23 protein-coding genes are annotated in these 18,868 nt (G+C 66.9%); 3 read left to right on the forward strand and 20 right to left on the reverse strand.

The genetic code is table 11. The annotated features are described in order from the left end of the window. Window positions 1-256, forward strand: a 256-nt coding sequence (locus tag ASF65_RS21920; RefSeq protein WP_210166642.1) for a hypothetical protein, incomplete at its 5' end; no start/stop codon positions are given. Between the two features lie 282 nt (window positions 257-538). On the opposite strand, the gene ASF65_RS12205 is transcribed toward ASF65_RS21920, so the two are convergent. The 19 genes from ASF65_RS12205 to motA all read right to left on the reverse strand — a co-directional run bounded on the left by ASF65_RS12205 (window position 539) and on the right by motA (window position 14,139). Further along, the gene (locus tag ASF65_RS12205; RefSeq protein WP_244486646.1) at window positions 539-742 is read right to left on the reverse strand and encodes a flagellin; all 204 of its coding nucleotides are present in this window, start codon (window positions 740-742) and stop codon (window positions 539-541) included. A gap of 31 nt (window positions 743-773) precedes the next feature. Beyond that, window positions 774-1,616 carry a hypothetical protein gene (locus ASF65_RS12210; RefSeq protein WP_055889531.1) on the reverse strand — a complete coding sequence of 281 codons (843 nt, stop codon included), beginning with the start codon at window positions 1,614-1,616 and terminating at the stop codon, window positions 774-776. Between the two features lie 537 nt (window positions 1,617-2,153). Further along, window positions 2,154-2,879, reverse strand: coding sequence for a flagellar type III secretion system pore protein FliP (fliP, locus tag ASF65_RS12220; RefSeq protein ID WP_244486674.1), 726 nt, complete (start codon window positions 2,877-2,879; stop codon window positions 2,154-2,156). Window positions 2,880-2,929: 50 nt separating this feature from the next. Next, window positions 2,930-3,466 (reverse strand): flagellar basal body-associated FliL family protein, encoded by a 537-nt coding sequence (locus tag ASF65_RS12225; protein ID WP_156369296.1) that lies wholly within the window; start codon window positions 3,464-3,466, stop codon window positions 2,930-2,932. A gap of 201 nt (window positions 3,467-3,667) precedes the next feature. After that, on the reverse strand, window positions 3,668-4,378 hold the full coding sequence (gene flgH, locus ASF65_RS12230) for a flagellar basal body L-ring protein FlgH (RefSeq protein ID WP_055889544.1): 711 nt from the start codon (window positions 4,376-4,378) through the stop codon (window positions 3,668-3,670). After that, entirely contained in the window at window positions 4,375-4,974 is a 600-nt protein-coding gene (locus ASF65_RS12235) for a MotE family protein (protein ID WP_055889548.1), read from the reverse strand. The genes flgH and ASF65_RS12235 overlap by 4 nt, the downstream gene beginning before the upstream one ends. Continuing rightward, window positions 4,974-6,179 carry a flagellar basal body P-ring protein FlgI gene (gene flgI / locus ASF65_RS12240; RefSeq protein ID WP_082505525.1) on the reverse strand — a complete coding sequence of 402 codons (1,206 nt, stop codon included), beginning with the start codon at window positions 6,177-6,179 and terminating at the stop codon, window positions 4,974-4,976. Before flgI ends, ASF65_RS12235 begins: the two co-directional genes overlap by 1 nt. Continuing rightward, on the reverse strand, window positions 6,176-6,655 hold the full coding sequence (flgA, locus tag ASF65_RS12245; protein ID WP_055889551.1) for a flagellar basal body P-ring formation chaperone FlgA: 480 nt from the start codon (window positions 6,653-6,655) through the stop codon (window positions 6,176-6,178). The genes flgI and flgA overlap by 4 nt, the downstream gene beginning before the upstream one ends. Window positions 6,656-6,660: 5 nt before the next feature. Then, window positions 6,661-7,443, reverse strand: coding sequence for a flagellar basal-body rod protein FlgG (gene flgG, locus ASF65_RS12250; RefSeq protein WP_055889553.1), 783 nt, complete (start codon window positions 7,441-7,443; stop codon window positions 6,661-6,663). A 15-nt stretch (window positions 7,444-7,458) separates the two neighbouring features. After that, window positions 7,459-7,779, reverse strand: a complete 321-nt coding sequence (locus ASF65_RS12255) for a flagellar hook-basal body complex protein FliE (RefSeq protein WP_055889556.1) — start codon at window positions 7,777-7,779, stop codon at window positions 7,459-7,461. Between the two features lie 5 nt (window positions 7,780-7,784). Next, window positions 7,785-8,201 (reverse strand): flagellar basal body rod protein FlgC, encoded by a 417-nt coding sequence (gene flgC / locus ASF65_RS12260; protein ID WP_055889561.1) that lies wholly within the window; start codon window positions 8,199-8,201, stop codon window positions 7,785-7,787. 4 nt (window positions 8,202-8,205) lie between these two features. Next, complete coding sequence (flgB, locus tag ASF65_RS12265; protein WP_055889564.1) at window positions 8,206-8,586, reverse strand: flagellar basal body rod protein FlgB; 381 nt, start codon at window positions 8,584-8,586, stop codon at window positions 8,206-8,208. A 185-nt stretch (window positions 8,587-8,771) separates the two neighbouring features. Beyond that, window positions 8,772-9,221 carry a hypothetical protein gene (locus tag ASF65_RS12270; RefSeq protein WP_055889567.1) on the reverse strand — a complete coding sequence of 150 codons (450 nt, stop codon included), beginning with the start codon at window positions 9,219-9,221 and terminating at the stop codon, window positions 8,772-8,774. A 71-nt stretch (window positions 9,222-9,292) separates the two neighbouring features. Then, complete coding sequence (gene flhB / locus ASF65_RS12275) at window positions 9,293-10,381, reverse strand: flagellar biosynthesis protein FlhB (RefSeq protein ID WP_055889570.1); 1,089 nt, start codon at window positions 10,379-10,381, stop codon at window positions 9,293-9,295. Window positions 10,382-10,451: 70 nt separating this feature from the next. Further along, entirely contained in the window at window positions 10,452-11,480 is a 1,029-nt protein-coding gene (locus tag ASF65_RS12280) for a FliG C-terminal domain-containing protein (protein ID WP_055889575.1), read from the reverse strand. A gap of 6 nt (window positions 11,481-11,486) precedes the next feature. Further along, window positions 11,487-11,804 (reverse strand): flagellar motor switch protein FliN, encoded by a 318-nt coding sequence (fliN, locus tag ASF65_RS12285; protein WP_244486678.1) that lies wholly within the window; start codon window positions 11,802-11,804, stop codon window positions 11,487-11,489. A 174-nt stretch (window positions 11,805-11,978) separates the two neighbouring features. After that, the gene (locus ASF65_RS12290) at window positions 11,979-12,347 is read right to left on the reverse strand and encodes a hypothetical protein (protein ID WP_055889576.1); all 369 of its coding nucleotides are present in this window, start codon (window positions 12,345-12,347) and stop codon (window positions 11,979-11,981) included. Further along, window positions 12,328-13,263: a FliM/FliN family flagellar motor switch protein gene (locus ASF65_RS12295; protein WP_055889577.1), complete on the reverse strand. Its 936-nt coding sequence runs from the start codon at window positions 13,261-13,263 to the stop codon at window positions 12,328-12,330. The genes ASF65_RS12290 and ASF65_RS12295 overlap by 20 nt, the downstream gene beginning before the upstream one ends. A gap of 9 nt (window positions 13,264-13,272) precedes the next feature. Continuing rightward, window positions 13,273-14,139, reverse strand: a complete 867-nt coding sequence (gene motA / locus ASF65_RS12300; RefSeq protein WP_055889585.1) for a flagellar motor stator protein MotA — start codon at window positions 14,137-14,139, stop codon at window positions 13,273-13,275. Window positions 14,140-14,327: 188 nt separating this feature from the next. On the opposite strand from motA, the gene flgF reads away from it, so the two are divergent. Continuing rightward, window positions 14,328-15,053 (forward strand): flagellar basal-body rod protein FlgF, encoded by a 726-nt coding sequence (flgF, locus tag ASF65_RS12305; RefSeq protein WP_055889588.1) that lies wholly within the window; start codon window positions 14,328-14,330, stop codon window positions 15,051-15,053. Next, window positions 15,050-16,378: a FliI/YscN family ATPase gene (locus ASF65_RS12310; protein WP_055889590.1), complete on the forward strand. Its 1,329-nt coding sequence runs from the start codon at window positions 15,050-15,052 to the stop codon at window positions 16,376-16,378. Before flgF ends, ASF65_RS12310 begins: the two co-directional genes overlap by 4 nt. A gap of 13 nt (window positions 16,379-16,391) precedes the next feature. Here the strand turns inward: ASF65_RS12310 and ASF65_RS12315 are convergent, their stop codons facing one another. Then, the gene (locus tag ASF65_RS12315; protein ID WP_055889591.1) at window positions 16,392-18,836 is read right to left on the reverse strand and encodes an EAL domain-containing protein; all 2,445 of its coding nucleotides are present in this window, start codon (window positions 18,834-18,836) and stop codon (window positions 16,392-16,394) included. Window positions 18,837-18,868: the final 32 nt, after the last annotated feature.

Raw genomic sequence — 18,868 nt, forward strand, 5'->3', positions numbered from 1 at the left:
GGTGAGATCGGCGTTCACGCGGCGCAGAGCGGCCATGGCGACACCGTTGTTCGTCGTGCTGATAGCAACCATTGTCTTTTCCCCGTTTATCTTGAAGCTCTTCTGTGAGCCGTTGCTCTCTGCTTCGAAGACAAAACTACCGGGGAACTCGGAATACCTGCTGTATTGGATCGCTAAAATTCAATACATCATGGCGGGAACGGATGTCGACGCAGAACATAGATTACGAAGCGAACCAAAATCTCATCAATTTTGAATCGATTTGCTGGGCGTCGGTGCCTTCTGTCGGTGCGGTTCTCCGCAAGCATCACTAATGCCAAAACCGGGACAGCCACGACGCCGCCTTGCCGACCTATAGATCTATAGGGCGTGCAAACCCTTCAGCAGCTGCCTTACTCGAAGGCCAGCGAAACTATCCAAGGTAGATGAAAGCCGAAAACCTGGAATCGAAAACCCTCCGGCACGGGGAGCGCCGGAGGGTCGCTTGCTAAGCCGTCGGCAAGTGGCGCGACGGGGAGACGCGATGCGTCGCCGGGGCTTAGCGGAAGAGCATGAGGATGTTCTGAGCCGAGTTGTTGCTCATCGAGATCGCCTGGTAGGCAAGCTGCTGGCGAACCTGGAGGGCCTGCATCTTCGCGGTCTCGCGTTCGAGATCGGCGTCCACCAGACCACCGAGCGCGTTGTTGCGGACGTCGGCCATCCGGTCGTTGAAGCTTGCCGCGCTATCGAGACCCTTCGACACGGCGCCAAGCTTGGTGGCGATCGCTGCAATCTCACCTTGGGCCGTCGCAGCGTCCGAGACCGAGAAGGAGCCAAGCGTGCCCACATCCACGACAGCCATGAGCTCGGTCATCGCGGTGCCGGCGGTCGGGAGACCAGCCGTATAGGCGACGGTTCCGACCAGCGCGCCGTCCGAAACGCCGGTCGCGACGGATGAGCTCGGTCATCGCGGTGCCGGCGGTCGGGAGACCAGCCGTATAGGCGACGGTTCCGACCAGCGCGCCGTCCGAAACGCCGGTCGCGACGGAGAGGTTGTTCGTCGCGCCCGCGGCGCCGAGAAGGTTCTTGCCGTTGACCGCCGAGCTGCCCATCAGAGCCGTGATCTGCGTGGTGTAGGCGACGACCTGATTGACCTGGCTGGTCGTGGCGGTGCCTCCGCCGGCGGCGACTGCGGAGGTGATCTTGGCCACCTCGTCGACCAGCGAGCCGATCTCGTCGAGCGCCGCCGTCGCGGCATCGACCTGGGCCTTGGCGGTGCTGAGGTTCGACTTGAAGGCAACGACCTGATTGGCTTGGCTGGTCGTGGCAGTACCCCCAGCGGCTGCGACAGAGGCGGTGATCTTGGCCACCTCGTCGACCAGCGAGCCGATCTCGTCGAGCGCCGCCGTCGCGGCATCGACCTGGGCCTTGGCGGTGCTGAGGTTCGACTTGACCGACTCGGAGGCCGAGATGTCGGAGCGGATCTTCGTGGCGGTCGCCCAGATCCCGGCATCATCCTTCGCAGAGCCGACGCGCAGRCCCGTCGCGATGCGGTTCTGGGTCGTGGTGAGATCGGCGTTCACGCGGCGCAGAGCGGCCATGGCGACACCGTTGTTCGTCGTGCTGATAGCAACCATTGTCTTTTCCCCGTTTATCTTGAAGCTNGCTGAGGTTCGACTTGACCGACTCGGAGGCCGAGATGTCGGAGCGGATCTTCGTGGCGGTCGCCCAGATCCCGGCATCATCCTTCGCAGAGCCGACACGCAGGCCCGTCGCGATGCGGTTCTGGGTCGTGGTGAGATCGGCGTTCACGCGGCGCAGAGCGGCCATGGCGACACCGTTGTTCGTCGTGCTGATAGCAACCATTGTCTTTTCCCCGTTTATCTTGAAGCTTTTCTTTGAGACTTTGCTCTCTGCTTCGAAGACAAAAATACCGGGGAACTCGGAATACCTGCTGTATTGGATCGCTAAAATTGAATCATATTGGGGATTTGGACTTCTGACGCTACAGTATAGATGACAGTTGACTTCCGTGTCGGCGCGGTTTCGATTCAAATTGGTGACATTTTCGGCTAAGCTTCTGAAATGCCGCCAGGCGTCCAGCGTCCAACGCAGAAAGCCCCCGGACCGGTAAGTCCGAGGGCCTTTGGAAGGGGCCTTGCGTGCGAGCGTCGCTACATGAAGGAGCGCACGAGGCTGCCCGTCAGCATGTTCCAGCCGTCGATCAGGACGAAGAACAGGATCTTGAAGGGCAGCGAGATGATCGTTGGAGGTAGCATCATCATGCCCATCGACATGGTCAGTGTCGCGACGATCAGGTCGATCACCAGGAACGGCAGGACGATCAGGAAGCCGATCTCGAAGCCGCGGCGCAGTTCCGAGATCATGAAGGCCGGGACGAGGATGCGGAAGTCGACGACCTGCCCCTCGCCCGAGCCCTGCTCCACCACCGGCAGACGGTCGCGGATCGAGGCCTCGTTGATGTTGTTGAAGAGGGCGAGGTCTTCCTCCCGCACCTGATCCAGCATGAACTCGCGGAAGGGCTCGGCGATGCGCGGCAATGCCTCTTCTTCCGTGATCTGTCCCTTCATCAAGGGCTGCAGGCCGTCGCGCCAGGACTGGTCGAAGGTCGGCATCATCACGAAGAAGGTGATGAAGAGCGACAGCGAAATGAGGATCAGGTTGGCCGGCGTCGTCTGGAGGCCGAGACCCGTGCGCAGGATCGAGAGCGCGATCACGACGCGGGTGAAGGCCGTGACCATCACGAGGAGGCCCGGCGCCACCGACAGGACGGTGACGATGCCGAACAGCTGGACGATCCGGCCGGAGACGGCGGTGTCGCCTGCGGGGATCAGCGAGGCGAGCCCGCTTGCCGCTTCCGCGACCGCATCCTGCGCCAGGGCCGGGGCGGCGCTGGCGACGAGGAGCGCAAGAAGGAGGAGAAGCCGCTTCACTTGACGATCAACGAACGGACGACGACGTCCTTGACGGCGGTCGAGCGCAGCCTGGCGCGCTCGAGGAGGTCTTCCTTGAGGTGCAGGAGGCCGCGAGCGCCCTCGATCTGGGCCAGTTCCAGCGTGCGCATGAAGACCAGCGTGTCGGCCTGGATCTGCGAGGCCAGCACCGTCTGATCCACGCTTTCGTCCTCCGACAGCGACAGGAGCAGCCCGGCCTCGAGCCGCACCTGCGTGCCCGGCGGCGAGGCGAGATCGGTGAGGATCGGCTCGAGCGGCTGGACGATTTCCTTCGTGCCGGCCGGAACGGCGGCGAGCGAGGGAGCGCCGGCCGCCGCGGCCGGAGCCTCGACCGGCGGCGCTTCGGCCACCGGCGGGTCCTTCTTGAGGAGGAAGCCGAGGGCCCCGCCCCCGGCCAGCGCGATCACCGTCAGGCCGAGAAGCGCGCCGATCGTCTGCGCCTTGTTGCTCTTCTTGGGCGGCGCGAAGCCGTCGGGCAACATGCCTAGGGCTTCAGGGCTGAGCTCGGTCATTCGGCGCTCCGGCGGCATGGAATGGGACGGCCGGGCGCGGTGTGGGCGGGATCGTCCCGCCGGGCACCGCCGCCCGGCAAGGAAGTGTTAATAAATCGGTCTGTCGCGAGCCTTGCCGCACCGCACGAGACAACGAAAGCCCACGACCGCAGCGGGGCTGCGGTCGTGGGCGGCATCGGAACGTGGCGAAGACGTCTCTCGTCAGTAGGGCAGGACGTTGTCGAGGACCTGCTGGCCCCACCCTGGCTGCTGCACTTCCGTCAGGCGGCCGCGGCCGCCGTAGGAGATGCGGGCTTCCGCGATCTTCTCGTAATGGATCGTGTTGTTGGGCAGGATGTCGCCCGGCCGGATGATGCCGGCGATCGACAGGACGCGCACCTCGAAGTTGACGCGCACCTCCTGCTGGCCGGCAATGTAGAGGTTGCCGTTCGGCAGGACCTGCGTCACCACGGCCGCGACCGACACGTCGATCTCTTCCTTGCGGTCCACGGTTCCCTTGCCGGTCGCCTTGGTGCCGTTCTTCAGGCCGAGCGTGGTGCCGACGGTCGGCAGCCCGTAGGACCCGATCGAGCCCTTGAGGTCGGCCCCGACGCTGACGCCGGAATCGCGCGAGCGCTTGGTGTTGTTGTCGAGCGTCGCCTTGTCGTCGATCTGGATCTTCACCGTCACGATGTCACCGACGTTGAGCGCGCGCGTGTCGCGGAAGAGATCGGCGTTGCGGCCGGTCCACAGCGAGTTGACGTTGCGCGGCAGCTCGTTCGGCCCGGGGCCGGGCGCCGGCTGGACGATCGGGGCGTTCTGGTAGAGCCCGCTGCCGACCGGCGTCAGCAGCGGCTCGCGGAACGCATCCTCGCGCGTGGTGGAACAACCGGCAAGGAGGCCGACGGCCAGGAGGGGGGCAATGGCTCTCACAGGGACTGGTCCTTCGCACCGGCCTCGGCGGAGGCGCGGTCGGTCTTCTTGACGATCAGAGCCGCGAGTTCGGACGCGATCGGCGCGGGCATCTCGGCGAGGATCGCGCTCGCCTGCCGCGGCTTGAGGCGTGTCAGGAGCGAGGCGGCGATCGGGCGGTCGAGCGCGGCCATCTGGGCGGCGGCCGCATCCGGCTTCATGCCGGAATAGATGTCGATCACGATGCCGGAGGTGGAATCGATGAAATCCCGCCGCTCGCCGAGCCACTTCTCGACCTCGGCGCGCTTGGCCTCCAGCTCGTCGATCTTGGAGGAGATCTCGCCTTCCGCCTGGCGGATCTCGGCCAGCTGCATGGCGTTGCGCGCGTCGAGCGCGGGATTGGCGATGTTGGAGCAGAAGCGGTCCGTGTCGGTCATCGGCGCTTCCGGCGTCACGACTTCCTTGCCGTCGGCGCCGATGATGCGCACCTTGGCCGGCGTCGTCGGCGCGGCCGGCGGCGGCGTCGAGGCGCCTTCGGCAAAGGCCGCGTCTGCCGTCATGACCGAGAGCATCAGGCCGAGCCCGAGGGCTGCACGATGGGAACGGGACGAGGTCATCACTGCACCACGATCTCGGCCTGCATGGCGCCGGCCGTCTTGATAGCCTGAAGGATGGCGATGATGCCGGTCGGCTTGAGGCCGAGGCGGTTCAACCCGCGCACCACGCTGTCGAGATTGGCGCCCTGCACGATGGCGAGGTTCCCACCACCCTGCTGGGCATTGACCGTCGTGTCCGCAGTGACCACCGTCTCGCCGTTGCTGAGCGGTCCCGGCTGCGAGACGTTGGGGATGTCGGTGATGCGTACGGTCAGGCTGCCGTGCGTGACCGCGACCGTCGAGATCTGGACGTCCTTGCCGATGACGACCGTGCCGGTACGCTCGTCGATCACGACGCGGGCGGCGGTGTCCGGCTCGATCATCAGGTCGCCGACATCCGCGATGAAGCGGGTGGACGACATCTTGGCGGGGCGGGTCAGCGAGATCGTGCGGAAGTCCTGCTCGCGCGCCACCGGCTTGCCGTAGGTGCGCGCGGCAAACGAGTTGATCGCGTCGACGACGCGGATCGCCGTGCGATAGTCCGGATTGCGCAGTTCCATCGTGATGTTGGGCGTGTCGACCGTCGCGCGGGGAACTTCGCGCTCGATCAGCGCGCCGCCGGCGATGCGCCCGGTCGTGGGCGTGCCCTGCGTCAGGCTCTCGTTGGTGCCCTCGGACGAGAAGCCGCTGACCGCAAGAGCCCCCTGCCCCACCGCATAGATCTCGCCGTCCGGCCCGTAGAGCGGCGTCATGACGAGCGTGCCGCCCATCAGCGACGAGGCGTCGCCGAGCGAGGACACCGACACGTCGATGCGCGAGCCGATGCCGGCGAAGGCCGGCAGGTCGGCGGTCACGATGACAGCGGCGACGTTGCGCGTGCGCGGATTGGCGCCCCGCACGTTGACGCCCATGCGGTCGAGCATCGACTGGAGCGACTGCTCGGTGAAGGGCGAGTTGCGCAAGGAGTCGCCCGAGCCCTGTAGGCCGATCACGAGACCGTAGCCGACGAGCTGGTTGTCACGCACACCCTTGATCGTGGTGACGTCCTTGATCCGCACGCCGCCGGACTGGCGGGCGCGCGGGACGATGGTCTGGAAGTTCTCGTGCGCGCCGATGCCGGCCTGCGCATAACCGTAGTCCGCGACGCCGTAGTCGGCGGCGTTCGCCGGAACGAGGACGGCTGCGAGGCTGGCGCCGAGAACGAGGGTGCGGAGCGAAGCTCTCATTGCGCCGACACCTCGATCGATCCGTCCTCGGATGCGATGCCACTGATCAGGATGCCGCTGTCGACGTTGCGCACGCGCACCGACTGGCCCGCCTGCGCGGACTGGAGCGGCATGCCCTTGCCTGTGATGAGGAGCCCCTCCTCGCGGTAGATGAGCGTCGCGACCTGGCCGGCCGTGACGGCATCGGGCGACTTGAGGTCGCTGAGGAGGATCGGCTGGTTCGGAAGAAGCGTGCGGCGCGCGAGCCGGTCCTTCAGCATGCCCTCCTCGACGACGTAGGCCGAGAGCTGGTTCCCCGGCACGGTGAACCGCGCCGAGATGACGCCGCGGTCGAGGACGCTCTGGCCGGGATAAACCACGACCGTCGGGACCGGCAGATTGAGATCCGCGGCGCCCGCCGAGGAGCCAGCGGCCGGGACGAGGCCGAGCGCGGCGGCGGCCAGGACGTGTTTCGCAAGGCGGACGATACGGGTCATGATGCTTAGCGGATGCCCTTGGAGACGACGCCCGACATCTCGTCGGCGGCCTGGATGACCTTGGAGTTCATCTCGTAGGCGCGCTGCGCCGAGATCAGCTCGGAGATTTCCTTCACCGGATCGACGTTGGAGTTTTCGAGGTACCCCTGCTTGATCACGCCGTAGCCCGGATCGCCCGGCACGCCGGCGATCGGGGCGCCGGAGGCAGCCGTCTCGCGGAACAGGTTGCCGCCCTCGGCCGCGAGACCCGGCTCGTTGGCGAAATTGACGAGGGTCAGCTGGCCGATCTGCTGCGCCGCGCCGTCGACCGTGGCGAACACTTCGCCCGAATCGTTGATCGAGATGTCGGTCGTGTTCTGCGGAACGGTGATGCCGGGATCCACCGTGAAGCCGTCGAGCGTCACGATCTGGCCAGTGTCGTTCTTGTTGAGCGCGCCGTCGCGGGTGTAGAGCGTCTGGCCGCCGGGGCCCTGGATCTGCAGCCAGCCCTGGCCGTTAATCGCGATGTCGAGGTTGTTGCCGGTCTGCTCGAGCGCACCCTGGATATGGACGGAGCGAACGGCGGCCGTGCGCACGCCGAGGCCGATGCGCGCGCCCTCGGGCACGACGTTCTCGCCGCCGCGCGCCGGCACCCCCTGCATCCGCTCCACCTGGTAGAGAAGGTCGGTGAACTCGGCGCGGGCGCGCTTGAAGCCGGTGGTGTTGATGTTCGCGATGTTGTTCGCGATCACTTCGACATTGGTCTGCTGGGCGTTCATGCCGGTCGCGGCGATCGCAAGGGCGCGCATGGGCTGGGACTTTCGTTAGATAGACATGCGGGAAAGTTCGAGATAGGCGGAGACGACCTTGTCGCGCAGCGCGACGGCCGTCTGGAGCGTGCGCTCGGCGCCCATCACGGCGTCGACCACGGCCTGGGTGGAAGCCTTGCCGTTGACGCCCTGGATCGAGACGGTCTCGGCGCCCTTCATGGACTGCGTCGCCTCGCGAGCGATCTCGCTCATGGCTGCGGCAAAGCTCTGGCCGGCTTCTTGGGTGGCGGCCGCGCCGGTGGCGCCGGCCGGGGAAAGACCGTCGAGGCGCAGCGCGTCGACGCGCGGCATGGCACTGCCGATGGCGGGGATCATGGGCGTCAGCCTCTCATGAGATCGATGGTGAGATTGATGAGCTCGCGTGCCTGCTTGATGACCTGCAGGTTCGCCTCGTAGGAGCGGTTCGCCTCGCGCATGTCGGTCATCTCGACCAGCATGTTGACGTTCGGCATCTTCACGTAGCCGTCCTGGTCGGCGGCCGGGTTCCCGGGATCGTGCTCCATGCGGAAGTCCGAGCGGTCGGTGCCCACCGACTTGATGCGCACGAGGTCGGCGCCGAGCAGCCGGTCCATCTCGCTGGTGAAGGCGACGGTCTTGCGCCGGTAGGGATCGCTGCCCGGCGTCTCGCCCGTCGAGCGCGCGTTGGCGACGTTCTCGGACACGATGCGCATCCGTTCGGACTGCGCTTCGAGGCCGCTCGCCGCGATCTTGAGGGCGGAGGTGATCGAGTCGGTCAAGGCGTTAGCCCTTCAGCGTCGTCATGAACATGCGGTGGAACGACTTCGCGACCGAGGTCGAGAGGGCGAAGTCGCGCGAGACCTCGCCAGCCTTGAGCATTTCCTGCTCGAGGCTGACGGAGTTGCCGGAATGGGTGACGTCCCACGGCTTCTGCGTGGCTGCGTCGGTGCCGAAGTCGCGGCCGGCCGACGCCACGAGATGGCTCGGGTTCGAGCCGGACATCTGAAGCGCCGTGTTTTCCAGAACCTCGGAAAACGGCGTGACGTCCTTGGCCCGGTAGGTCGGCGTGTTCGCGTTGGCCACGTTCTCGGCGACCACGGCCTGACGCGCGGACAGCCACTCGGCACGGCGGGAACTCAGCCCGAAAAGGTAGAACTCGCTCAAGGGTCGCGTCCTCGGACATTTGATCGGTGCCCCATACATAGGAACAGGCACTTGTCCGAAGCTGACGATCTTACAGATTTCTTAGTATTAACAGGTCGTTAATCAGTATTAACGAAAGCATAACGCAGATACGAAAAGGCCCCGCCGATGGCGGGGCCGTGTCGCTTGCAAAGCGCGCGTTGGTTTCAGGCGTTGCGCGCCGTCACGAGGCGTGCCGCGGCGATCGCCGCCTTGAGGCGTTCGGTATTGGCCGCAGGGTCGGCATCCGGATCGGAGAAGGCGATGTAGTTGATGTGGACGGCCGCCTTGGTCGCGGTCAGCGACAGCTTGAAGTGCACCGTCACCTCGCCGCCGTGGAACTCCATGTCGAGGTCGATCGTCGGCGCGCTGCCCCAGTTGAGGTGCACGTCGCCGCCGCCGGCGAACCGCAGCGAGCCGGGCGCGAGGTAGAGCTGCGCGGAGGACTCCACGATGTCGGCGATGTTGCCGAACTGGTCCATCCGCAGGAACGCGACGTAGTCGACGACGTCGACGAGGCGCAGCTCGGCCACCACTTCCTTGATCCCGTTCGCCAGCGCCTTCTCGCGGTCGGCTGCGTACTTGTTGCGAACGTTGAGCATGACGTGGGAACCCATGGAGGACCTTTACGCGAAATGAACCGGAACGGCTTCCCGAGGGGAAGGCAGGCGTCGACAGGTCGGCCGGGTCAGGCTGCCCCGGTCTCCAGTCGGGCCTGCGGCCGTGACTGGAGGAAGTAGATGAGTTCCGCGACCGCCTTGAAGAACTGCGGCGGAATCATCTGGTCGATTTCTACATGGTCGTACATCGACCTTGCCAAGAGCTTGTCTTCGATCACCGGGATGTCGTTGGTCTCGGCGATCTCGCGGATCTTCAGTGCCAGGACGTCGACACCCTTGGCGACGACCACCGGCGCGCCGCCCTCCTCGCGCACGTAGCGCAGGGCGATGGCGTAGTGCGTCGGGTTGGCGATCACGACGGTCGCACGCGGCACCGCCGCCATCATGCGCCGCTTGGTGCGCTCGCGGGCGATCTGGCGCTGGCGGGCCTTGACCATCGGGTCGCCCTCCGCCTGCTTCATCTCGTCCTTGATCTCCTGCTTGGACATGCGCAGGTCGCGCCGCCACAGGATGCGAGAGAAGAGAAGATCGGCGGCGACCAGCACGATCGTGGCGACCGACACGGCCGCCAGAAGCCGCATCGCAAGGCCGAGGATCGTTTCGGGAAGCAGGAGTGGGTCCGAGAACATCGTCTTCAACAGCAGGGGAAGTTCGTCGGACAAGATCCAACCGACGATGATCGTAACGGCGGAGAACTTGAATAAGGCTTTACCGAACTCGGTGAATCCGCGCCGCCCGAACAGACGCCCCCAGCCGCTCGACAGCGACAGGTTGGAATACTTCGGCCGGATGCGCTCGAGGTTGATCTGCGGCGGGTTTTGCAGGAGCGAGGCGAGAATGCCGGCGAGCATGAAGAGGCCGGTCGCCGGCAGCACGAACCGGGCGCTCTGCAGCGCCATCGCGTGGAGAAACTGTAGAGCGTCGATTCCGTTCCCGATCGACCACTGCGTCGGGTTCTCGAAGGTGACCTTGAGGTCGCTGGCGAGTTGCGCCGCGTTGTTGCGCGCCTGGAAGACGACGACGGCGATGGCGGCAAGAAGCGAGGCGAGGATCGGCGCTTCGCGCGAGACGGGAAGATTTCCCTTCTCGACGGTATCGCGGATCTTCTTCTCCGTCGGTTCCTCGGTTTGGGACTCCTTGTCCGCACCCTCCGACATGCCGCGCCCGCCCTCTCACGAAACAAAGAGCGGCCCCGTGCGCCCTCTAGCGCCGGGACCGCGATGGTGGTCAGCCCTCGACCTTCTCGGCAAGGTCGATGCGCCCTTCGGCGGCGAGCCGCAGGGCGGCTCCGGCGATGGCGCGCCGGGCGGCTTGGATGGCGTCGGCGGCGGCCGGCTCGTTGCGTCCGAGTTCGGCCTCCACCATGCGGCGGGCGCGGGCGCCGAGCGCCGAGAGCACCGCCTCGCGCAGGTCCTGCGGCGCGCCGCTCAGCGCGATCGTGACCTGTTCGACCTGGATCGCGTCGAAGAGGACGAGGCGGCCCTTCTTCGACAGCTCGGCGACGTCCTCGAAGGCGAAGAGCAGCTTGCGGAGCGCGGCGGCCTCTTCCGGCTCGGTGGTCTCCAGCGAGGCGAGGAGTTCCTCGGTCTGCGCCTTGTCCATCCGGTTCACGATCTCGGCCATCGTCGCGTAGCGCTCGCGGCGCTCGGCGCCGTTCGAGCTTGAGACGAACGCCTCGCGGCAGCGCCGCTCGATCAGCCGCGCGATCGCCTCGGGCGGCGGCGCCGAGGAGAGCATGCGGCGCATGATGTCGTTGCGGCGCGCGGGCGCCATGCCGGCGACGACGACCGCCGCCACATCCGACTTCAGGCGCTGCAGGATGTAGGCCGCGACCTGCGGATGCTCGCGGTCGAGGATCTTGGCGAGCGCCTCGGCGCCGAGCTGCTCGATCTCCTGCCAGACCGGGACGCCGCTCTCGTCCATCGGCATCGCCTCGCCCTCGAAGACGATCGCCAGATCCTCGTTCGACAGGCTCGAGCGCAAGAGCTTGGTCATCTCGTCGTTGAGGCCGGTGATCGCCGCCCCGGCGCGGAACGCGTCCTGGAAGTCGGCGACGATCTCGTCGAGCTCCATCGGGGTGACCGAGCTCGGCAGCGCCGCGCTCTGGCGCAGCGCCCGGATCTCCTCGGCGCTGAAATGCTTCAGGAGCTTGGTCGCGCCCTCGCCGCCCAGCGTCAGAAGCAGGACGGCGGCGCGCGAGGCGCCGCTCAGCGTCGGCGCTCCCAGTTCGCGGCTCTGATAGGCTTCCGAGAGCATCGTGTCTTAGGCGCCCTTGGCGCGGGGCTGGCGTGCGGTGGGAGCGACGATCTCGGTCAGCGTGATGCCGAAGCGCGATTCCTCGTTCTCGAGCACGACGACCTCGCCGCGCGCCACGATGCGCCCGTTCACGATCAGGTCGACCGGATCGGAGATGTTGGTGTCGAGCTTCACGACGGCGCCGCGTCCGAGCTTCATCAGGTTGGCAACCGGCATCACGGTGGAGCCGAGCACGACCTGCATCGTGACCGGGATGTTCATGATGACGTCGAGATTGGGGGTCACTTCGGCGACCGTCTCCTCCTCGACGTCGGCAAAGCTCATGCCGTGGCCCATGTGATGGGCGTCTTCGGCATCCTCGACCGCCTCGTCCATCTCGAAACCGTTGTCCATGGCGCCGAACTGGCCGCCGAACTGGGTCTCGGTCTCGAGTTCCATCGTCTCGTTCTGCATCGGGGTCGTCCTCGGGAAGGTCTGGATCGCCGGGCGATCCGCAAATTAACGAATAGCGCTCGGAACTGACGCGAAGCGGGAGATCGCGTCGTTGTCGTGGGGGATCGCGGCGGCGGTGACCGGGGCGCCACGCTTCTGCTCGTAGGAGTCGAGCAGGATGTCGAGACGCTCGACCAGGTCCTGTGCCTCGGCCGCGCGCTCCTCGAGGGCGCGCAGGGTGCGAACGCCTTCGCTCTTCAGGAGCACCACGGCGTTGGCCGCGCGGTTGATCGAGGCATCGGCATCCTCAAGCGCCTGGCGAAAGCCGGTCTCCTCGGAGCGCAGTCGCTTCAGCTCCTTGTACATGGAGCCCGTCCGCCAGCTCGTGACCAGCAAGGCCGCGACGAGAACGGCGTCAATGAGCCAGGATGTCATCGATGAACTCCTCGGTCGGATCCACGGGTTCGGACACCTTGATGACGTAGGTGTCGCGCGAGCGGCCCATCGAGCCGCGGAAGAGGCGCTGCCCCTCGCATTCCAGGAGCACGAGGCTCTGCATCGTAGCGTCCAGCGCGAGTGTCTGGCCGACATGGAAGGTCGAGATCTCGCCCAGCGAGGTCTGCTGCTCGCACAGGATGGCGCGAACGTGCATGTCGGTCTTCTGGAACCCGGCCTCGAGGTCGCGCGCCCAGGTCTCGTCGACGATCGACGGGCCCTCGTCGGGGACGGCGGCGAACTTGCGCCGATGCGGCGACAGGACGGATTCCGGGATCGCCACCCGCAGCGCCGCCTCGCAGCGACCGATCGACAGGCGGAAGCGGAACTCGATGAAGGTGCGCGCGTCGGGTGCGATCCACTCGTCGAGCTTCTCGCCGATCGTTTCGGCCAGCAGCCGGTCGGCCGACATGCCGAGCGTGACGACGTCGGCGAAGACGGCGTTGCCGGTCTCGACGAAGCCGCGCAGCGCCGCGTCGGCGAAGAAGCGGCCGACGCTGGTCAGCGGGCGACCGGGTGCCGGCGCGTCGCGGCCGTCGCCTCCGAAGCCCGCTTCCGTCACCGTGTCGGCGAAGCGTCCGTCGGCCGCGACGAGCGCCATCTCGCGCCACTTCGAGGAACGCACCGTCAGCACCAGCTGCGTGTCGGTGTCCGACAGGGCCGAGGGCGACAGGACGAAGGGCGAGGATGCGATGAACTCGACGGCGAGCGGCGAGGCATGACCTGCCGCCAGCTTGGCGGACACGGCCTCGGCCCACTTGGTTCCGATCTGCTTGAGGCGCGGGAAGCGCTCGGGCTCGATCCGGGCGGCGGAGCGCAGGCGCTCGCCGATGTTGCGTTCGGTGACCGTGTCCATGGTCCCTCCTTATGCGGCCGAGGGGGCGCCGCCGATCGTCTCGGCTTCCACCTGATCGATGGTCGGACGGTCGTAGGCGGAGATCGCCTTGCGGCCGTATTCGAGAGCGACCTGCGGCAGGGCGCCGTTCATGTAGGCGATGAGCGTCTGCTTGATGATGACGTACATGCGCATCTTCTTCTCGCGCACGCCCTTCACCTTGGTGGCGAGCGGAGCGAACACGCCGTAGGAGAAGAAGATGCCTGCGAAGGTACCGACGAGCGCCGCGCCGACGAGATGTCCGAGCACTTCCGGCGACTGATCGAGCGCGCCCATGGCGTGCACGATACCCAGAACCGCGGCGACGATGCCGAGCGCGGGCAGGCCGTCGGCGATGTCCTGGATCGCGTGCTTGGGCTTCAGCTGGTCGCGGGCGACCGTCTGGATCTCCTCCTCCATCAGCGCCTCGATCTCGTGCGGACGGGCGTTGCCGACGATGATGAGACGGCAGTAGTCGCAGATGAAGTCGGTCATCGGCTTGTTCTTCAGGATGCTCGGAAAGGCGCTGAAGATGACCGACTCGGATGGGTTGTCGACATGCGACTCGAACTCCGAGCGCGACTTCGACTTCATCTCCCGCATCAGGGAGTGCAGAAGGCTCAGGAGGTCGAGATAGTCGCGCTGCTTCGGAACCGCGTTCTTGAACGCCTCGCCGATCGCCTTGCCCGTGTCCTTCACGACCTTCATGTTGTTGGCGATCAGGAACGTGCCGAGCGCCGCGCCCAGAATGATCAGAAGCTCGTAGGGCTGCCAGAGAACATAGAGATGTCCGCCAGACGCAACGTAGCCGCCCAGAACGCAGCCGACCGTCACGATAAGGCCGAGAATGATACCCATCGGGCTAACCCTTGAACGATAAAGGAATTCGTAAGAAGGATTAACGAGGCGGACTTGCGCGAGACTGTGCGTTCCCGACGCGCCCCGGTCAGCCTCGATCCATTCGCACCGGGCAGTATCGCTGCGATTCCGGCCCGTCCTTCGGGCGGCGCCGGCGCTCGCCCAGCTGCCCAGTCCCGGATCGCATCATGCAAACCTCGCTCCCCGTCGCCCTCTCCGCGCAGCTTGCCATGGAGAAGCGTCTCGATACGCTGGCCAACAACCTGGCGAACGTCGGCACGGCGGGCTTCCGCGCCGAGGAGGTGAAGTTCGAGAGCGTCCTGTCGCGGGCGTCCTCGCGCTCCGTCGCCTTCGCCTCGCAGGGCCAGCAGTATCTCTCGACGCGGGCCGGCGCCCTCACCGAGACCGGCAACCCGCTCGACATGGCGGTCGCCGGCGAGGCCTTCTTCGCCATCCAGACGCCGAAGGGCACAGTCTACACGCGCGACGGGCGAATGCAGATGTCGGACGCCGGCGAGCTCCGCACGGTCAACGGCGAGCCCTTCCTCGATGTCGGCGGCGCACCGCTGCAGATCGACCCGAACGGCGGTCCAATCCACATCGCCCACGACGGCATGATCACGCAGGGCGCCGGCCAGATCGGGGCGGTGGGCCTCTTCAAGATGCCGGCCGGCGCCAACCTCTCGCGCGCCGGCACGTCCGGCGTTGTCCCCGACGCCAAGGCCCAGCCGATCGTCGACTTCGACGAGAACCGGATCGCACAAGGGTTCGTCGAGGGATCGAACGTCAATCCGATCCTGGAAATGACCCGCCTGATCGAGGTGCAGCGCATTTTCGAGCAGGCCGCCAACATGATCCAGACCTCCGAGAACTCGCTGAATGAAGCCGTCACGCAGCTCGGAGCGCCCAAGTGACGGAAGCCAGCCGGAAGAGGGATCTGTCCGGCCTCGATGAACCGCTCGTGCGCATCAGCGGGCATGTGGTCGACGTCACGCCCCAGTCCTTCCGTGTCGCCGGCCTCAGCCCCTATGTCCGGCTCGGCGACTGCATCGTCTGCGAGGGGCCGCAGGGTCCCGAGCTCGGTGAGGTCGTGCGCGTCGAGGAGGCGGCCGCCACGGTCAAGCCGTTCGCCGTGCGCTTCCAGAGCGGCGTGCGCACGCTCGCCTATCGCACCGGCCCCGTCACCGTCGCCCCCTCCCCGGCCTGGAAGGGCCGCACGGTGGACGCGTTCGGGCGCCCCTGCGACGACCTCGGCCCGCTCGAGAACGGCGACACCGAGTTCGTCACCGACAGCCTTCCCGACGCCGCGATGCGCCGGGCGCGCATCCGCCAGCCGGTGCCGACGCGGGTCCGGGCGATCGACATCTTCACGCCGCTGATCCGCGGCCAGCGCATGGGTATCTTCGCGGGCTCGGGCGTCGGCAAGTCGACACTCATGGGCATGCTCGCGCGCGCGCCGGGCTTCGACACGGTGGTGGTCGCGCTCGTAGGCGAGCGCGGGCGCGAAGTGCGCGAGTTCCTCGAGGAGACCATGCAGGGCGAGCTGTCGCGCGTCGTCACGGTGGTGGCGACGGGCGACGAGAGCGCCATGATGCGCCGCCTCGCGCCGAAGACCGCGATGACGGTGGCCGAGTATTTCCGCGATCGTGGCGAGCACGTGCTCCTGATCGTCGATTCCGTCACGCGCCTTGCCCATGCGGCGCGGGACGTCGCGCTCGCCGCCGGCGAGCCGCCGGTCGCGCGCGGCTATCCGCCGAGCGTCTTCTCCGAACTGCCGCGCCTTCTGGAGCGGGCCGGGCCTGGTGCGGAAGGCAGCGGCACGATCACCGGCCTCTTCGCCGTCCTCGTCGACGGCGACGACCACAACGAACCGGTCGCGGACGCGATCCGCGGAACGCTCGACGGGCACATCGTCCTTGACCGGACGATCGCGGAAGAAGGCCGCTTCCCCGCCATCGACCTGCTCAAGTCGATCTCCCGCATGGCCGATCTCGCCTGGAAGCCGGAGGAGCGCGAGCTCGTGTCGCGGCTGAAGGCGATGATCGCACGCTTCGAGGACACGCGCGACCTTCGGCTTCTCGGCGGATACCAGCGCGGCGCCGATCCGACGCTCGACCAGGCCGTCGACCTCGTGCCCCACGTCTTCGGCTGCATGATGCAGCATCCGGGCGACGAACCCTCGACCATGCCGTTCGAGGAACTGTCGCAGCGCCTCAAGGCGGGCCTGTCGGGCGGTTGATCCGACCCGAAGCTTATCCGGCGCGAGCGAGGTCCGCGTCGGCGGGACGGCGGAAGCGCCCCGTCCGGAAGCCTTCGCGCACCTCCATCAGGATCTTCGGCAGGTCCGAGGCCGGGCGCGGCTTGGAGAACAGGTAGCCCTGGACCTCGGAGCAGCCCTCCTGCTCCAGTCGCATGAGCTGATCGACGGTCTCGACGCCCTCCGCGATCACGCTCATCTTCATGGCGGCACCGAGCCCCATGACCGCACGCACGATGGCGATGTTTTCGTCCCGATTCATGTCGCGGACGAAGGACTGGTCGATCTTGATCTTGTCGAAGGGGAAGCGGCTGAGATAGCCGAGCGAGGAATAGCCGGTGCCGAAGTCGTCCATCGAGATGACGAGCCCGAGCGCGCGAAGGCGCTGCAGCGTTCCGAGAACGCCCTCGGCATCATCGAGGAAGAGCGACTCCGTCACCTCCAGCTGAAGCCGCTCCGCCGCGAGCCCGCTGGAGCGCAGCGCGCCCTGCACCACGGTCACGAGATCCTGGTTCTTCACCTGCACCGGCGAGAGGTTCACCGAGAGCGTCAGGTTGCCCGGCCAGGCGGCCGCATGGCGGCACGCCTCGATCAAGACGAACCGGCCGAGCGGCACGATGAGGCCCATCTCCTCCATCAGCGGAATGAAGGTCGCGGGACCGACCAGCCCGCGCGTCGGGTGGCGCCAGCGGACGAGGGCCTCGAAGCCTGAGACGGCCTGTCGGCGCAGGTCGACGAAGGGCTGGAAATGCAGTTCGAACTCGTTGCGCTCCAATGCCGCGCGAAGGTCGGCGATCATCAGCTGCTTGGCCTGCAGCTCCTCGCGAAGCTCGGGCCGGTAGGCCTTGAACTTGCGGCCCGGCTGCGCCTTCGCCTGCTGGAGCGCCAGTTCGCAGTTCTGCATCGCGCGGGCGGCGTCCAGCCCGGCCAGCCGGTCGTCGCGGCCGATGACTACCATGCCGACGGCGACCGACACCGCCAGCGGGCGACCCGCGACGCGGATCGGCCGGCCCTCGACCGATTCCATGACGCCGCGCGCGATCTTCTGCTTGGCGCCGGGTTCGCTCGACAGAGCCAGCAGGATCCCGAACTCGTCGCCGTCGAGACGCGCGACCAGCGCATCCTCCGGCACCAGCGAGCGGAAGCGCTCGCCGAGCTGGCGAAGGAGGTCGTCGCCGGACGCCTGCCCGAGCGTCGCGTTGACCGTGTTGAAGTCCTCGACGTCGATCGACAGAACCGCGATTTCACCCTCGATCGCCTTGTCCTGCAGCATCGTATCGAGGCTGGCGTAGAAGCGGGCGCGGTTCGCGAGGCCCGTCAGCGCGTCCTGCCCCGACAACCGCTCCATCTCGCGGCTGACGGCCTGGATCCGCGTCACATCCTCGAAGATCACGATCGTCCCGCCGACATGCGGGCTGACGTGGCGGCGCAGCTCGAAGGTGCGGCCGTCGGGCGCGTCGCGCGTCTCGAATTCGAGGACGGGCTGCGCCAGGAGCGAGGCGAGAAGCGGATCGCTGTCCGGTCCCGTGGTCGACATGCCGACCTTCATCGACGGGAAAAGCTGCGAGAACGCGGCGTTGACGCTCATGAGCCGGCCGGCGTCGTCGAGGACGCAGAAGGCCTGCGGCACGTTGTTCAAGGCGGCCTCGAAGCGCTTCTGCTGGCGCTGAAGCTCGCCCTCGTAGCGGCGCGCGGTCTCGCGGCGGCCGGCCGTGATTTCCTGGATCCGTCCGTCGAGCGCGACCTCGACGAACTCGATCGCGGCCTCCAGCTCGGCGATGGCGTCCCCGCCGCCGGCGGTCGGATTTTCTTCGCCGCTGACGCGAAGGAGGTTCGAGGTCGCCTGCCGGATCGAGCCAGCGATGCTGCGCGAGAGGTAGAGGAGGATCAGAAGGCCGGCGAGAAGGCTTGCCACGGCGCCGATGACGATGATCCGCTTCAGGTCGCCCGAGCGGTCCTTCGTCGTTTGCTGCATCTCGTCGACGCCCTTGCGCAGGTTCTGCGCGACGCCGTTCAGGCTGGCGACGATCTGGGTCAACTCACGGCGAACGAGGCGGCGGGTGATCTCGCCGTCGGCCATGCGCAGCCGGTTGATGCCGTAGTCGAGTTCGTCGAGCCGGGCGGCGATCGGCCCGGAATTCACGGAGACGGTGCGCAGCTCGCTCATGACCTTGGACAGGCCCTCGGCGATCTGCGTCGCCTCCTCGCGCGTGACGATCCGGTTCACGTCGCCGCGGTGCTCGCGCTCGAAGCGTTCTGCGAGTTCGTCCGCGCGGATCGCGGCCGCCTCAATCCGCGACAGCGGCACGGTGCCGTCGCGCAGCACGCGGTCCGACGCATCGACCAGCGCCACGCCGCTGCGGTCGATCGTCAGCGCGAAGCCGGCGCCGAGGAGAGCCAGTACCAGACCGCTTGCGAGAAGCTTGGCATTGATGGACATGAACGACCGCGTCTCATCCACTCGGGGAACCC

Source organism: Aureimonas sp. Leaf324 (genome assembly GCF_001423245.1).
Classification (GTDB): domain Bacteria; phylum Pseudomonadota; class Alphaproteobacteria; order Rhizobiales; family Rhizobiaceae; genus Aureimonas.

Bases quoted from the DNA above. Each gene is read 5' to 3' on its own strand.
- flgG (WP_055889553.1), bottom strand. From the start codon at position 7,443: ATGCGCGCCCTTGCGATCGCCGCGACCGGCATGAACGCCCAGCAGACC.
- ASF65_RS12290 (WP_055889576.1), bottom strand. From the start codon at position 12,347: ATGACATCCTGGCTCATTGACGCCGTTCTCGTCGCGGCCTTGCTGGTC.
- ASF65_RS12255 (WP_055889556.1), bottom strand. From the start codon at position 7,779: ATGATCCCCGCCATCGGCAGTGCCATGCCGCGCGTCGACGCGCTGCGC.
- ASF65_RS12315 (WP_055889591.1), bottom strand. From the start codon at position 18,836: ATGTCCATCAATGCCAAGCTTCTCGCAAGCGGTCTGGTACTGGCTCTC.
- ASF65_RS12235 (WP_055889548.1), bottom strand. From the start codon at position 4,974: ATGACCTCGTCCCGTTCCCATCGTGCAGCCCTCGGGCTCGGCCTGATG.
- ASF65_RS12280 (WP_055889575.1), bottom strand. From the start codon at position 11,480: ATGCTCTCGGAAGCCTATCAGAGCCGCGAACTGGGAGCGCCGACGCTG.
- flhB (WP_055889570.1), bottom strand. From the start codon at position 10,381: ATGTCGGAGGGTGCGGACAAGGAGTCCCAAACCGAGGAACCGACGGAG.
- fliN (WP_244486678.1), bottom strand. From the start codon at position 11,804: ATGAGCTTTGCCGACGTCGAGGAGGAGACGGTCGCCGAAGTGACCCCC.
- ASF65_RS12225 (WP_156369296.1), bottom strand. From the start codon at position 3,466: ATGACCGAGCTCAGCCCTGAAGCCCTAGGCATGTTGCCCGACGGCTTC.
- flgI (WP_082505525.1), bottom strand. From the start codon at position 6,179: ATGAGAGCTTCGCTCCGCACCCTCGTTCTCGGCGCCAGCCTCGCAGCC.
- motA (WP_055889585.1), bottom strand. From the start codon at position 14,139: ATGGGTATCATTCTCGGCCTTATCGTGACGGTCGGCTGCGTTCTGGGC.
- flgA (WP_055889551.1), bottom strand. From the start codon at position 6,655: ATGACCCGTATCGTCCGCCTTGCGAAACACGTCCTGGCCGCCGCCGCG.
- flgF (WP_055889588.1), top strand. From the start codon at position 14,328: ATGCAAACCTCGCTCCCCGTCGCCCTCTCCGCGCAGCTTGCCATGGAG.
- ASF65_RS12295 (WP_055889577.1), bottom strand. From the start codon at position 13,263: ATGGACACGGTCACCGAACGCAACATCGGCGAGCGCCTGCGCTCCGCC.
- ASF65_RS12270 (WP_055889567.1), bottom strand. From the start codon at position 9,221: ATGGGTTCCCACGTCATGCTCAACGTTCGCAACAAGTACGCAGCCGAC.